This is a genomic window from Mycobacterium ostraviense, from assembly GCF_002705925.1.
GTDB classification, from domain to species: domain Bacteria; phylum Actinomycetota; class Actinomycetes; order Mycobacteriales; family Mycobacteriaceae; genus Mycobacterium; species Mycobacterium ostraviense.
The window spans coordinates 1,799,651-1,812,349 of record NZ_NKRE01000001.1 but is presented as its reverse complement, the minus strand read 5'-3'; the positions used below and the strand labels follow the sequence as shown (position 1 = coordinate 1,812,349).

The following is a 12,699-nucleotide window of genomic DNA, read 5'->3' as shown; positions in this document are numbered from 1 at the left end:
GCTCTTGGGGATTCGGGGATGTGCAGTGTCGCGGGACGGGCAGTGGCCGGGTCAGGGTGGTGCGAGCGCGGCCAGTCGTTGGTGGGCGCTGGTGATCTCCTCGGCCCATGGCCAGGTGGACGGGATGCGCAAGATGCGGCGGCGCGCTGTGCGGATGACTCGGCCGGCGACGCCGAAGATGGCCAGCCGCAACCGTTTCGGTTCGGCGACACGCAGCGCGCCGGACAGGGCGAGGCGCTGGGCGCGCTGTGATCAGGTCGGCGGCGAGCATCGCGATCTCGAGCCAGATCTGATTGACCGCCGCACGGTGCTGTCGGGCGTGCTGAACAGCGGCGCCGGCCTCTCGGGTTTGTACAACACCAGCATCATCGACCTCAATCAGTTCGGGTATGTCGAACGTAGGCCGGCAACTCTCCGGCTTCTTCTACCAGGGCACCGGGCCGTAACACCCGAGCGTGACTGCAACGTCACGTTCGAGCCCGCGTGTGACGGCAGCGTCACATTCGACGCGCACGGGCAGCGCGAACGCGGCCGTTTCAAGTCTCGACGTCAGGACAACGTCGCCCGTACGCACACCGTGACGTACGGCAGCGCCAAACCGGCGGAATTCGCCAGCGCCGGGTGAGTGGCCAACAACTGACGGACCTGGCCCAGTGTCTTGGTGCGCACCTTCGCCGGTGAGGTGATGCAGTAGCTGCGAGACGCCACCAGGTCGATCAATGCCTGCGGTGTAAGGTAATTCGTCCACTCGACCTGGAAACGTTCCACGTCGATGAAGGGTTCGGGCAGCGTCGCTTTGTCACGCGTGGGATCGCCGTCGCGCCCGATGATCTGGCCCAGCTCGCGGACCCAGCCGAGGCGCTCGTCGCGGGTGTTCCACACCAAACCCAGCCGCCCGCCGGGCCGTAGCACCCGCGCGACCTCGGGGATGGCGCGCGCGGGATCCACCCAATGCCAGGCCTGAGCCACCAGCACCGCGTCAACGCTGTTGTGCGCCAACGGAATCTCTTCCGCCGTGCCCAGCAGCGCCAGCGTCTCCGGTAGGGAGGCACGAAGCACTTCAAGCATTTCCGGAATCGGGTCGACGGCCACCACGTCGAGCCCGCGCTCGACCAGCCGGGTGGTCAGTTTGCCGGTGCCGGCACCCAGGTCAAGAACGTCGCGGGCGCCGGCCGGCAGCAGCCAGTCGATGGCTTCGGGTGGATAAGAGGGGCGTCCCCGCTCGTAGGCAGCTGCCGCCGAACCGAATGACAGCGACGGGTCCTGGCTGGACCGGGTCACCATGGGCGCAGGCCTTGATCGTCGGCCAATTGCAATGTCTGGCGGATCAATTCGCCCACGGCTTCCATTTCGATCAGGAACCCGTCGTGCCCGCATACCGAGTCGACAACTCGTAGGCCGGCGCAGCCGGGCAGCAACTCGGCCAGCTCCTGCTGCAAGCGCAGCGGATAGAGCCGGTCGGAGGTGATACCACCGACGACGACGGGCACCGGACAGCCGCGCAGCGCCGCGGCGACGCCGGCGCGTCCGCGGCCGACATCGTGGCTGTTGAGGGTCTCGGTCAACACCACATAGCTGCCGGCGTCGAATCGGGACAACAGCTTGCTCCCCTGGTGTTCCAGGTAGCTCTGCACCGCGTAGCGCCCGCCGTCAGCGGGATCTTCGCCGTCCTGGCCGCGGTTGGCGAACCGGTTGTCGAGTTCGGTCTCGCCGCGGTAGGTCAGGTGCGCAACGCGCCGGGCGATCTTCAGCCCCGCCTCGGGCTTGCGGTCCGTGTCGTGGTAGTCGCCGCCCTGCCAATTCGGGTCGGCCTTGATGGCCTCGATCTGGGTTGTCTGCGTGCCGATCTGGTCCGCGGTGGCGCGTGCGCCGACCGCCAGCAGCAGCGCCGAGCGTACCCGGTCGGGGTGGCCGACAATCCATTCCAGCGCGCGGGCCCCGCCCATGGACCCGCCGACCACGGCGGCTACCTGGGTGATGCCCATCGCGGCCAGTGCGGCCATATCGGCCTGCACCTGGTCGCGGACCGTGATCGTCGGAAACCTTGAGCCCCAAGGCTTTCCGTCGCGGGCACGGGAACTGGGCCCGGTGGAGCCGCGGCAACCGCCCAGCACATTGGTGGCCACCGCGCACCAGCGGTCGGTGTCGATCGGCGCGCCCGGCCCGGCGACCCCATCCCACCAGCCGGGGGTGGGGTGCCCCGGTCCGGCGGGCCCGGTGATGTGTGAATCACCGGTGAGCGCGTGCAGCACCACCACGACGTTGTCGCGGGTGGGTGACAGCTTGCCCCAACGCTGTACGGCGATGCAGACGTCGTCGATCACCGCACCGCTTTCCAGGCGCAGCGAGCCGATGTCGACCAAGCCGATCTCACCTTCGGCGGGCAGCGTCTGGGTGGGCACCTCGGAGATCGTCACGTCAGAGCCCCTCAGAAGGCTGCCACGGCCTGCGACTCGCCGCTGAACTCGCTGAATTTTCGGGCCGCGGCGAAGCCGAGCTCGAGGTCGGCCAGGATGTCGTCGATACCCTCGATCCCGACGGCCAACCGCACCAATCCCGGGCTGACGCCGGTGGCCAGCTGCTCGGCCGGGCTCAGTTGGGCGTGGGTGGTGGATGCAGGGTGGATCACCAGCGAGCGGACGTCGCCGATGTTGGCGACGTGGCTGTGCAGTTTCAGCGCGTTGACGAACGCCTTGCCGGCCTCGATGCCACCGGCCAGCTCGAAGGATAGGACAGCACCGGTTCCCTTGGGCGCCAGCTTCTTTGCCCGCTCATGCCACGGCGAACTGGGCAGCCCCGCGTAATTGACCGACAGCACGTCGTCGCGGGCGTCCAGGAACTCGGCCACGCGTTGGGCATTCGCGACGTGCCGCTCGATCCGCAGACTCAGCGTCTCCAGACCCTGTGCCACCAAAAACGCGTTGAACGGCGAGGCCGCCGAACCCAGATCGCGCAGCAGCTGCACCCGGGCCTTGAGCGCGAACGCCGGTGGTCCCAATTCGGCGAACACCACGCCGTGGTAACTGGGGTCGGGTGTGGTGAATCCAGGGAAGCGGCCCTGCGTCCAGTCGAACTTTCCGCCGTCGACGATCACACCCGCGATCGCGGCCCCGTGTCCGCCCAGGTACTTGGTGGCCGAGTGCACCACGATGTCGGCGCCCTGGGTGAACGGCTGGATCAGGTAGGGCGTGGCGATGGTGTTGTCGACGATCAGCGGTACGCCGTTGCGGTGGGCGACCTCGGCCACCCCCGGGGTGTCCAGGATGTCGATCTGCGGGTTGGAGATGGTCTCCGCGAAAAAGGCCTTGGTGTTCGGCCGGACGGCGGCCTGCCAGGAGTCCAGATCGTCGGGATCCTCGACGAAGCTGACCTCGATGCCCAGCTTCCCCAGCGAATAGTGGAACAGGTTGTAGGTGCCCCCGTACAGCCGCGGGCTGGACACGATGTGATCACCCGCGCCTGCCAGGTTCAGGATGGCGAAGGTCTCCGCGGCCTGACCGGAGGACAGGAACAACGCGGCCACCCCGCCCTCGAGGGCCGCGATGCGCTGCTCGACCACATCGGTGGTCGGGTTGCCGATTCGCGTGTAGATGTTGCCGGGCACCTCGAGCCCGAATAAAGCCGCAGCGTGTGCGGTGTTTTCGAAGGTGTACGAGGTGGTCTGGTAGATCGGCAGCGCCCGCGCGTTGGTCGCGGAGTCGGGCTGCTGGCCAGCGTGAATCTGCTTGGTTTCGAACGACCAGTGTGCGGCCGGATCGCCGTCGGTGCTGGTGTTTTCGGCGCTCATATGACATAACTCCCTGTCAGCTCAGGGGGCCCGTCATGGCGGACCCGCGCTTGCCGTGTAGCCGATTGTGGCTACTCAACCGGGTCATCACCCGGGGCACCCCACCGCGGTTGGAGGGTTGCCGGCCAGCAAGCCGGGGCTTGACGCTGGCGCTCATGACCGATTCGAAGCCTACCGTACGGCGGCAGCTTCATGCCAACTGTGACCAACTCCGGCCCGGTTGGGCGGGTGAACCCTGCTAGTAACGTGGCCAGAAAGAGCAACCGCTCACCCAAAGCTCACCAGGCTGGAGGATTCGGGCCCGCATGTCCAGTGAAGCCAAGATCAAGGTCAAAGGCCCGTTGGTAGAGCTCGACGGTGACGAGATGACCCGCGTCATCTGGAAGCTGATCAAGGACAAGCTGATCCTGCCGCACCTCGACATCAACCTGGAGTATTACGACCTGGGCATCGAGCACCGTGACCAAACGAACGACCAGGTGACTATCGACGCGGCCTATGCCATCAAGCGCCACGGTGTGGGCGTCAAATGCGCGACCATCACCCCCGACGAGGCGCGCGTCCAGGAATTCAACCTGAAGAAGATGTGGCTGTCACCCAACGGGACGATACGGAACATCTTGGGCGGCACCATCTTCCGCGAGCCGATCGTGATCTCGAATGTGCCGCGGCTGGTTCCGGGCTGGACCAAACCAATTGTCATCGGCCGGCACGCTTTTGGCGATCAATACCGCGCGACGAATTTCAAGGTGGAAAAGCCCGGCACCGTCACCCTGACGTTCACTCCCGCCGACGGCGGTCAGCCGATCATCCATGAACTCGTGTCCATTCCCGAAGACGGCGGGGTCGTGATGGGAATGTACAACTTCCGCAAATCCATCCAGGATTTCGCCCGCGCGTCGTTCTCCTATGGCCTGAACGCCAAATGGCCGGTCTATCTGTCGACCAAGAACACCATCCTCAAGGCCTACGACGGCATGTTCAAAGACGAGTTCCAGCGGATCTACGAAACCGAATTCAAAGACAAGTTCGAAGCCGAAGGCCTGACCTACGAGCACCGCCTGATCGACGACATGGTTGCCGCGTGCCTGAAGTGGGAGGGTGGCTACGTCTGGGCGTGCAAGAACTACGACGGCGACGTCCAGTCCGATACCGTCGCGCAGGGCTACGGCTCGCTGGGGCTGATGACGTCGGTGCTGATGACGGCTGACGGCAAGACGGTCGAGGCCGAGGCCGCTCACGGCACGGTCACCCGCCATTACCGGCAGTACCAGGCCGGGCAGCCCACCTCGACCAATCCGATCGCCTCGATCTTCGCTTGGACCCGCGGGCTGGCGCATCGCGGCAAGCTGGACGACACCCCCGCGGTCGTCGAATTCGCCCAGACGCTGGAAGACGTGGTCATCAAGACGGTGGAGAGCGGCAAGATGACCAAGGATCTGGCCATCCTGATCGGCCCGGAGCAGGGCTGGCTCAACAGCGAGGAGTTTCTCGACGCGATCGCCGAGAACCTGGAGAAAAGGCTGGTTGGCTAGTGCGCTCACCGTGGAAGCCGCACACTCGACGGGAACCTGGCTGGTTAGCTCGCCGGCGGGTCGACGGCCCGGATGTGCGGGCAGCATTCCTCGATGAAGCTGCTGACCACCTCGGTGATGCGGTCCGGCGCCTCGTACATCGGAACGTGGCCCACGTTCTTGATCACGGTGACACGGTGGTCGTCGGGCAGGTGGGTGGTGAAGTGCCGGGTATAGCGGGGTGAGGGGATGATCCGGTCCTTACCGCAGATCACCAGATGCGCCGGGACGGCGTTCTCGGCCAATTCCCGCAAGCCGTGCATGAGCAGCGCCTTGACCAGCAGCTGGAAGTAGGCCGGGCAGTGCGCCACGTCGTTGATGATGCCGTGCAGTTCGGCGTCGGTGACCCCGTCCGGTGACGCGCTGATCGCATAGGTGGCCAGCCGGCGGCTGAACGGCAGCCGCAGCACCCGCTGCCGGAACATCCAGGCGGACACCAGCAGCGGGATACCCAGGATGAACTTGGCGATCACCTCGAACTTGGCCGGGCTCCAGCGGTGCCAACCGCCGGCGGGGGCGATGCCGGTGACGCTGCGTGCCCGCCCGCGCCGCTCCAGCTCGAATGCCACCCAGCCGCCCAGCGAGTTGCCGACGATGTGCGCGGTATCCCAGCCCAGTTCGTCCATCTGGCGCTCGACGTGATCGGCTAGCACCGCCGAAGACAGAAACCAGGTACCGGCACGGGGCCCGCCGTTGTGGCTGGCCATGGTCGGGGCGAAAACCTCGTAACGGCCGGTGTCGGCCAGCCGCCGGGCCACCTTCTCCCATACCGCCTGGGACAGCAGAAACGGGTGCAGCAGCAGCACCGGCTCGCCGGAACCCAGGTGGATCGGTGTACGGGTCGTCATATTTCCGACATTACAAGTTGGTACCGCCGGTATCGCAAGCGTCTGCGAATCACCCCGCTGCCCGCGTGACAAGATCAGGGGCATCATGAGCACCCCCACCGGATCCCGCCGGATTTTCTCCGGCGTGCAGCCAACCTCCGATTCGCTTCACCTCGGCAACGCCCTGGGCGCCGTCACCCAGTGGGTTGCGCTGCAGGACGACTTGCAAGATAACTGGGACGCATTCTTCTGCGTGGTCGACCTGCACGCGATCACCCTGCCGCAGGATCCAGAAGCGCTGCGCCGCCGGACCCTGATCACCGCCGCGCAGTACCTGGCGCTGGGCATCGATTCCGCGCGCGCCACCATCTTCGTGCAGAGTCACGTCCCCGCCCATAGCCAGTTGGCCTGGGTGCTGGGGTGTTTCACCGGTTTCGGTCAGGCCTCGCGGATGACTCAGTTCAAAGACAAGTCGAGTCGCCAAGGCGCCGAGTCCACCACCGTCGGCCTGTTCACCTACCCGGTCTTGCAGGCCGCCGACGTGCTGGCCTACGACAGCGACCTGGTGCCGGTGGGGGAGGACCAGCGCCAGCACCTGGAGCTGGCACGCGACGTCGCGCAGCGGTTCAACAGCCGCTTCCCGGACACCTTCGTGGTTCCCGATGTGCTCATTCCCAAGATCACCGCCAAGATCTACGACCTGCAGGACCCGACTTCGAAGATGAGCAAGTCGGCCAGCACCGACGCCGGGCTGATCAGCCTGCTCGACGACCCGGCGGTGTCCGCCAAGAAGATTCGCTCGGCCGTGACCGACAGCGAACGCGACATTCGCTACGACCCGGACGCCAAACCGGGTGTGTCGAATCTGCTCAGCATCCAGTCGGCGGTCACCGGGGTCGGCATCGACACTCTCGTCGACGGCTATGCCGGACGCGGCTACGGCGACCTGAAGAAGGACACCGCAGAGGCCGTCGTCGCCTACGTCAGCCCGATCAAGGCCCGGGTCGACGAGCTGACCGCGGACGTGGCCGAACTCGAGTCCGTACTGCAGGCCGGGGCCGAGCGCGCTCACGACGTCGCCAGCAAGACCGTGCAACGGGTCTACGATCGGCTGGGGTTTCTTCCACAACGGGGGTAGCGCTTGACCACGACTGAGCCGGCCGAGCCTGGAGTCCTGGATCGGCTGCGGGCCCGGTATGGGTGGTTCGACCATGCGATGCGCGCCTACACGCGGTTCAGCGAGCGCCGCGGCGGCTTCTACGCGGCCGGCCTGACGTATTACACGATCTTCGCGTTGTTCCCGTTGCTGATGGTCGGTTTCGCCGTCGTCGGGTTCACCCTGTCGCGCAACGACAAACTGCTGAACATGACCTATGACCGGATCCGGGCCCTGGTTCCGGGGGCCTTTGGTCAGCAGCTGATCGACTTGATGAACTCGGCGATCGATGCGCGGGCGTCGGTCGGCGTGATCGGTCTGGCCACCGCGGCGTGGGCGGGGCTGGGGTGGATGTCACATCTGCGGGTGGCGCTGAGCGAGATGTGGGCACATCCCGTCGAGTTGGGGAATTACGTGCGCAACAAGCTCTCTGACCTGGCGGCGATGGTCGGGACGTTCGTGGTGACCATGGCAACCATCGCACTCACCGCGTTCAGTTACCTGCGGCCGATGGCGACGGCTTTGAAATGGCTTGGAATCCCGGAGTTTTCGGTGCTGGATTGGATCTTCAGGGCGATCTCGGTAGTGCTGTCGGTGGTGGTGTCGTGGCTGTTGTTCACCTGGATGATCGCGCGGCTGCCGCGGCAGTCGGGACGCTTCGTCACCTCGATGCGGGCCGGTTTGATGGCGGCGGTCGGGTTCGAGCTGTTCAAGCAGGTGGGGTCGATCTACCTGCGGATGGTCCTGCGCAGCCCGGCGGGCGCGACGTTCGGGCCGGTGCTGGGTTTGATGGTGTTCGCCTATGTCACTGCGTACCTGGTGCTGTTCGCCACCGCGTGGGCGGCCACCGAAACCGAGGACGACCCGCGTGCCAAACATGTCGATCCGCCGGGCCCCGCGATCATCCGGCCGCGCATACAGGTCGACGAGGGCCTGTCGGCACGGCAGACTCTGGCCGCGGTGGCCACCGGAGCGCTTGGGGCGCTGACGTTTTCGCGACTACTGCGCCGGCGACGGTAGTAGCGCCGTTAACTCACCGCGGCGACCAGATCGGCGCCCCAGCCGCTCGGCAGCATCGGCATCCGCGGACCGGCGGCGAGTCCCTCACCATGCAGCACTGCCAACCCCGATGGCTGCGCGACGGTCTCCTTGCCGGCGGTCCCGGCAAATCCCCACGTCCCGGCACCCCGGTCGGAAGCCAGCGCCGACGCCGGTGTGGCCGCGGGAGTCGGCGCCACCGCAGCGACGGGCCGGACCGCCGGCGCCGGCGCATCACCTGCCGGCAGCCTCACCGGAGCAGACCCACCGCCCACCGCGGCAACCAGCACCGGGTCCGCCGTCTTGAGGTCGTCATCGACCGGCTCGGTGTCCACTGCCAGCTGGCTGCCCACGCCAATGCCGATCGGCAACGCGGTCGACAACGACGTCGGCACCGCGATCAACGCGCCGGCCAGCACGAAAGGTGTTGCGATCACCAGCAACGGCGGGCCAAAGATGAGCCCCAAGATCGCGAAGACGATCGCGTAGGTGAGGATCAGCAGCGGCGTGATCAGTGCGATCACGATCGTGTACGCGACCACGGCAAACAGGATCTCGAGCAATATCAGAACGATCTGTATCAAGATCACGATGATGATCGGAAGTTCTCCCACCGCCACGGCGGCGGGGAGGGCGCTGGCCGCGCCGACTCCGGCGCTGAGCAGTACCGGCGCCGGTGCGGTCCGGGGCGCCGCTGCCACCGCCGCACCCGCAGCGGCCTCGTAGACGCCCATCGTGGTGGCGGCCTGGATCCACATCCGCACATAGTCGGCTTCATTGAGCGCGATCGGGATGGTGTTGATCCCAAAGAAATTCGTCGCCACCAGCACCCCGTGGGTGAGGTGGTTGGCGGCCAATTCCGCCAGCGTCGGCATCGCCGCCAGCGCGCCGGCATAGGCGGTCGCCGCAGCCTCGTGCTGGGTGGCCAACGCCGCGCTGTCCGCACTGGCCTGGGTCAACCAGGCCACATAAGGCAGATGCGCGGCCACATAGCGCTCGGCGCTCGGGCCTTGCCACGCCGCGGCCTGCACCGCGGCCAGTGCTGCGGTGAGTTCTTCTGCGACAGAGGCATATTCGGTGCTCAGCGAGGTCCACGCCGCAGCGGCCGCCAGCAGCGGAGCGGGGCCCGGACCCGAACTCAGCAACGCCGAATGCACCTCCGGCGGGGAGGCAATCCAGACCGGCGCCGTCATACCGAGCCGCCTGATGCGCCCGAGATCAGTTGGGTCTCGGCCGCGGCATCACCGACCCCGGACCGGTGAGGTACTACGCGCAGCGTCACTACCGGCACTCCTTTTGCTGGCGTTTTACTTGCATTCGGCCTACCTGCACGGCAAGGTCGTGGTCGACCACTGCACCGGGGCCTGGCTCACGAGTTCGGGAATATCAAACTCACCCGATACAACTCTTGTCAATTATTGAGAAACGCTACGGTTGCTTAGGTCGGCTTAAGGTCTGCTGAGGTCGCGGCGAGGGCTCTCACGTTTCCCCGGGCTGCGTCTGCCACGTCCCGTTGCGCATCACCGCTACCACCCACAGATCGCGGTCCAGGACAACGAGATCGGCGGCACAGCCGGCCCGCAGGCTGCCGATGTCCGCCAACCCGAGCGCCCGGGCCGGAGTGGCCGAGGTCAGCTGCACCGCGGCGGCCAGCGTGTCGTCGTCGGGATCGGGTCCGGCCACGCTGCGAAACAGCTGATCCATGGTGGCCGTGCTGCCGGCGATCGTCGACGTGCCGCGCACCCGAGCCACGCCGGCCGCGACGTCGATCGGCACCGAGCCCAGCCGGTATGCCCCGTCGCCGGATCCGGCGGCGGCCATCGCGTCGGTGATCAGGGCCACCCGGTTGGGTCCGATGGCCGCGATCACCGTCCGCACCACCGCGGGGTGGACGTGGACACCGTCGGCGATCAGTTCGACCGTCACCCGAGGGTCCTCCAGCAATGCCAGCGCCGGCCCGGGCGCGCGATGGTCCAGCGGCGGCATCGCATTGAACAGATGAGTGCCCACCGTCGCCCCGAGCCCCACGGCATGCCGGGCCTGTTCGTACGTCGCGTCCGAATGACCTATGGCCACAACCACATTCGCGTCCAGCAAGCGGCGGATCGCCTGGTCCGCACCGGGCAGCTCGGGGGCCAGCGTCACCATGCGAATGGCGCCGTCGGCGGCGGCCAACACTGCGTCGATCTCGGCCGGGTCCGGGGCGCGCATCCGCGTGGGGTCGTGTGCGCCGCAGCGAGCCGGGCTCAACCACGGCCCCTCCAGATGGATCCCGGCGACGGCGCCCGACCGGGTGGCGTCGGCGGCCCGAGCCACCGCCTCGAGCAGCTCCGCTGGCCCGGCGGTGACCAGACTGGCCAGCATGGTCGTGGTGCCGTGCCGCCGGTGAAAGCCGGCCGCCCAGGCAATATGCCCGTCGGTGCAGGACGCGCCGCCGCCGCCGTGCACGTGCATGTCGACGAAACCGGGCACCACAACGGCGTCAGGGAAAACGACGTCGGCCGGCTGCGCTGGCCGGCCGGCACCGCAGCTCGAAATCGTGCGGCCCGCGGTGTGCACCCAGCCCGGCCGGCACACTCGGCCGTCGATGACCGCGGTGCCGGCACAGACCAGGCTCACTGAGGCCCCGGGGCCTGGGAAGGTTCGGTAGGCCAGTGGCCGCCGTTCTCCCAGTAACGCTGGATCTCCTCGAGCTCGCGGCCCTTGGTCTCCGGCGCATATCCGAGCACCACCACGAAGGCGATCACGGTGAGCGCCCCGAAGAGCGCGAAAACGGCTGCGCCGCCGAGCCAATGCAGCATGGTGAGAAAGAAGCCGGCAACGATCGCGTTGGCCGTCAGCGTCGAGGTGAGCATCGCGCTCGACCCCATCGACCGCAGCCGGGCGGGGAAGCTTTCGCCGGCGTACACCCAGACCAGCGAGCCGAATCCGAAGTTGAAGCCGACGATGAACAGCAGCACCCCGCCGAATCCGCCGATCAGTCCGCTGCCGGCGCCGTGGGCGAATGTCACGACCAGTACGCCGTCTGCGGCGATCATCATCGCGATGCCTGACAGCAGGATCGGGCGCCGTCCCCACCGGTCGACGGAAAACAGCGAGACGAAGACCGCCGACAATCCGGCCAGCTGCACCAGCGCCGGCAGTCCCAACAACGCGAAATCACCCGTGAAACCCATGGCCGCAAAGATCCGTGGGCTGTAATAGATGATCGCGTTGATCCCGGTGATCTGGACCAGAAAGCCGAGGCTGACCACGAACAAGGTGGCGCGCCGATACGGCGGTCGCAGCATCTCGGAAATCCGTCCGCTGCCTTCGCCGAGAGCGGCGGCCATGTCGGCCAGCTGGGTATCGACGGTGGCCTCGGATTCGATGCGCAGCAGCGCCGTTCGTGCCTCGTCGACTCGGCCCTTGAGCAGGTACCAGCGAGCGGTGTCGGGCAGCCGCGCCAAGAACGGCAGCAGCAGCGTGGCCGGTACCGCCGCGAGCCCCAGGATCCACCGCCAGCCATGCGCGCCGGCCAGCAGGTAACCCACCAGGTAGCCCAGGATGATGCCGCTGAGAATCGCCACCTGATACGTGGTCAGCAATGACCCGCGCACCGCCGCCGGCGCGGATTCGGCCACGTACACCGGAACCACCACCACCGCCACGCCGATGGTCACCCCCAGCAACAGGCGGGCCACCAGCAGCATCGGAAAGGACACGGCCGACGCGCCGAGCAGCGCGAACACCGCGAAGCCGGCGGTGAGCAGCACCGTCGACTTGTTGCGCCCGATAGCGTTGGCCAGCACGCCGGCCCCGAGCGCCCCGATGATCTGGCCGATCACCACCGTCGTGGTCAGCAGCTCCTGCTGGCGGGTGGTGAGACCGAACTCCTCGGTGACGAACAGCAGCGCGCCGGCGATGCTGGACAGGTCGTAGCCGTAGATGAGGCCGACGCTGGCCGCGGTGAGCCCGACCTGTATTCCCCGCTGCACGGACAGCTCAGCTCGCCGACACCCGGGCCTTGAGTAACTCGATGACGCGGTCGGGGTCCTCGGGGGTGATGCACGGTTTGACCCGGCTGCCCACATCGAGGATCAGCAGGGTGTTCTTGCTGCCCCGTTTGACGTCCAGCGGGAACCAATAGCGCGGGTCGGTCGCGCCCCAGAACCGGCCCTTGCCGGACGCCCAACGCATCTGTTCGGTCTTGATGCCCTTGATGTCTCGGTAGGCGATCCGCTTCGAGCCAGCAAACGGGAAGTAATAGCGGCGGATGGTGATTCCATCGTCGTCCAGGGTGAGGCCCGGGTCCTCGTAAAGGGCGGTCATCTCGCA

13 protein-coding genes and 1 riboswitch are annotated in these 12,699 nt (G+C 67.0%); of the genes, 4 read left to right on the top strand and 9 right to left on the bottom strand.

Annotated elements, in window-relative coordinates:
* Nucleotides 1–51: 51 nt before the first annotated feature.
* The gene (locus CDN38_RS32930) at nt 52–192 is read right to left on the bottom strand and encodes a hypothetical protein (protein WP_408633004.1); all 141 of its coding nucleotides are present in this window, start codon (nt 190–192) and stop codon (nt 52–54) included.
* Between CDN38_RS32930 and CDN38_RS32925 the strand changes: the two genes are divergently transcribed.
* Nucleotides 179–625: a hypothetical protein gene (locus CDN38_RS32925; RefSeq protein ID WP_099318893.1), complete on the top strand. Its 447-nt coding sequence runs from the start codon at nt 179–181 to the stop codon at nt 623–625. The genes CDN38_RS32930 and CDN38_RS32925 overlap by 14 nt on opposite strands.
* On the opposite strand, the gene CDN38_RS08180 is transcribed toward CDN38_RS32925, so the two are convergent.
* Genes CDN38_RS08180 through CDN38_RS08170 form a run of 3 tightly spaced genes read right to left on the bottom strand, consistent with a single transcriptional unit; the run spans nt 550 to nt 3,787 of the window.
* Nucleotides 550–1,281, bottom strand: coding sequence for a class I SAM-dependent methyltransferase (locus tag CDN38_RS08180; RefSeq protein ID WP_075511036.1), 732 nt, complete (start codon nt 1,279–1,281; stop codon nt 550–552). The genes CDN38_RS32925 and CDN38_RS08180 overlap by 76 nt on opposite strands.
* A complete protein-coding gene (metX, locus tag CDN38_RS08175) occupies nt 1,278–2,417 on the bottom strand; it encodes a homoserine O-acetyltransferase MetX (RefSeq protein ID WP_075510986.1) in 1,140 nt (379 codons plus the stop codon). Before metX ends, CDN38_RS08180 begins: the two co-directional genes overlap by 4 nt.
* 11 nt (nt 2,418–2,428) lie before the next feature.
* Nucleotides 2,429–3,787 (bottom strand): bifunctional o-acetylhomoserine/o-acetylserine sulfhydrylase, encoded by a 1,359-nt coding sequence (locus CDN38_RS08170; protein WP_075510987.1) that lies wholly within the window; start codon nt 3,785–3,787, stop codon nt 2,429–2,431.
* Between the two features lie 41 nt (nt 3,788–3,828).
* A riboswitch (SAM riboswitch) is annotated at nt 3,829–3,948 on the bottom strand.
* A gap of 144 nt (nt 3,949–4,092) precedes the next feature.
* Here CDN38_RS08170 and CDN38_RS08165 point away from each other — a divergent pair.
* Nucleotides 4,093–5,322: an NADP-dependent isocitrate dehydrogenase gene (locus tag CDN38_RS08165; RefSeq protein ID WP_075510988.1), complete on the top strand. Its 1,230-nt coding sequence runs from the start codon at nt 4,093–4,095 to the stop codon at nt 5,320–5,322.
* 44 nt (nt 5,323–5,366) lie between these two features.
* On the opposite strand, the gene ephH is transcribed toward CDN38_RS08165, so the two are convergent.
* The gene (ephH, locus tag CDN38_RS08160) at nt 5,367–6,209 is read right to left on the bottom strand and encodes an epoxide hydrolase EphH (RefSeq protein WP_180276304.1); all 843 of its coding nucleotides are present in this window, start codon (nt 6,207–6,209) and stop codon (nt 5,367–5,369) included.
* A gap of 85 nt (nt 6,210–6,294) precedes the next feature.
* Between ephH and trpS the strand changes: the two genes are divergently transcribed.
* A complete protein-coding gene (gene trpS, locus CDN38_RS08155; protein ID WP_075510989.1) occupies nt 6,295–7,326 on the top strand; it encodes a tryptophan--tRNA ligase in 1,032 nt (343 codons plus the stop codon).
* Nucleotides 7,327–7,329: 3 nt separating this feature from the next.
* Nucleotides 7,330–8,364 carry an inner membrane protein YhjD gene (yhjD, locus tag CDN38_RS08150; protein ID WP_075510990.1) on the top strand — a complete coding sequence of 345 codons (1,035 nt, stop codon included), beginning with the start codon at nt 7,330–7,332 and terminating at the stop codon, nt 8,362–8,364.
* Between the two features lie 8 nt (nt 8,365–8,372).
* On the opposite strand, the gene CDN38_RS08145 is transcribed toward yhjD, so the two are convergent.
* From CDN38_RS08145 to CDN38_RS08130, 4 genes are all read right to left on the bottom strand, one after another.
* Nucleotides 8,373–9,575, bottom strand: a complete 1,203-nt coding sequence (locus tag CDN38_RS08145) for a PPE family protein (RefSeq protein ID WP_075510991.1) — start codon at nt 9,573–9,575, stop codon at nt 8,373–8,375.
* A gap of 286 nt (nt 9,576–9,861) precedes the next feature.
* On the bottom strand, nt 9,862–11,001 hold the full coding sequence (gene nagA / locus CDN38_RS08140; RefSeq protein ID WP_099318892.1) for an N-acetylglucosamine-6-phosphate deacetylase: 1,140 nt from the start codon (nt 10,999–11,001) through the stop codon (nt 9,862–9,864).
* Nucleotides 10,998–12,359, bottom strand: coding sequence for a sugar porter family MFS transporter (locus CDN38_RS08135; protein ID WP_075510993.1), 1,362 nt, complete (start codon nt 12,357–12,359; stop codon nt 10,998–11,000). The genes nagA and CDN38_RS08135 overlap by 4 nt, the downstream gene beginning before the upstream one ends.
* 7 nt (nt 12,360–12,366) lie before the next feature.
* On the bottom strand, nt 12,367–12,693 hold the full coding sequence (locus CDN38_RS08130; RefSeq protein ID WP_075510994.1) for a PH domain-containing protein: 327 nt from the start codon (nt 12,691–12,693) through the stop codon (nt 12,367–12,369).
* Between the last annotated feature and the right edge of the window lie 6 nt (nt 12,694–12,699).

What these genes read in the sequence shown, in the direction of transcription:
- CDN38_RS08170 (WP_075510987.1), bottom strand. Translation starts at nt 3,787, where the DNA reads ATGAGCGCCGAAAACACCAGCACCGACGGCGATCCGGCCGCACACTGG.
- CDN38_RS08130 (WP_075510994.1), bottom strand. Translation starts at nt 12,693, where the DNA reads ATGACCGCCCTTTACGAGGACCCGGGCCTCACCCTGGACGACGATGGA.
- trpS (WP_075510989.1), top strand. Translation starts at nt 6,295, where the DNA reads ATGAGCACCCCCACCGGATCCCGCCGGATTTTCTCCGGCGTGCAGCCA.
- CDN38_RS32925 (WP_099318893.1), top strand. Translation starts at nt 179, where the DNA reads ATGGCCAGCCGCAACCGTTTCGGTTCGGCGACACGCAGCGCGCCGGAC.
- CDN38_RS08165 (WP_075510988.1), top strand. Translation starts at nt 4,093, where the DNA reads ATGTCCAGTGAAGCCAAGATCAAGGTCAAAGGCCCGTTGGTAGAGCTC.
- ephH (WP_180276304.1), bottom strand. Translation starts at nt 6,209, where the DNA reads ATGACGACCCGTACACCGATCCACCTGGGTTCCGGCGAGCCGGTGCTG.
- CDN38_RS08145 (WP_075510991.1), bottom strand. Translation starts at nt 9,575, where the DNA reads ATGACGGCGCCGGTCTGGATTGCCTCCCCGCCGGAGGTGCATTCGGCG.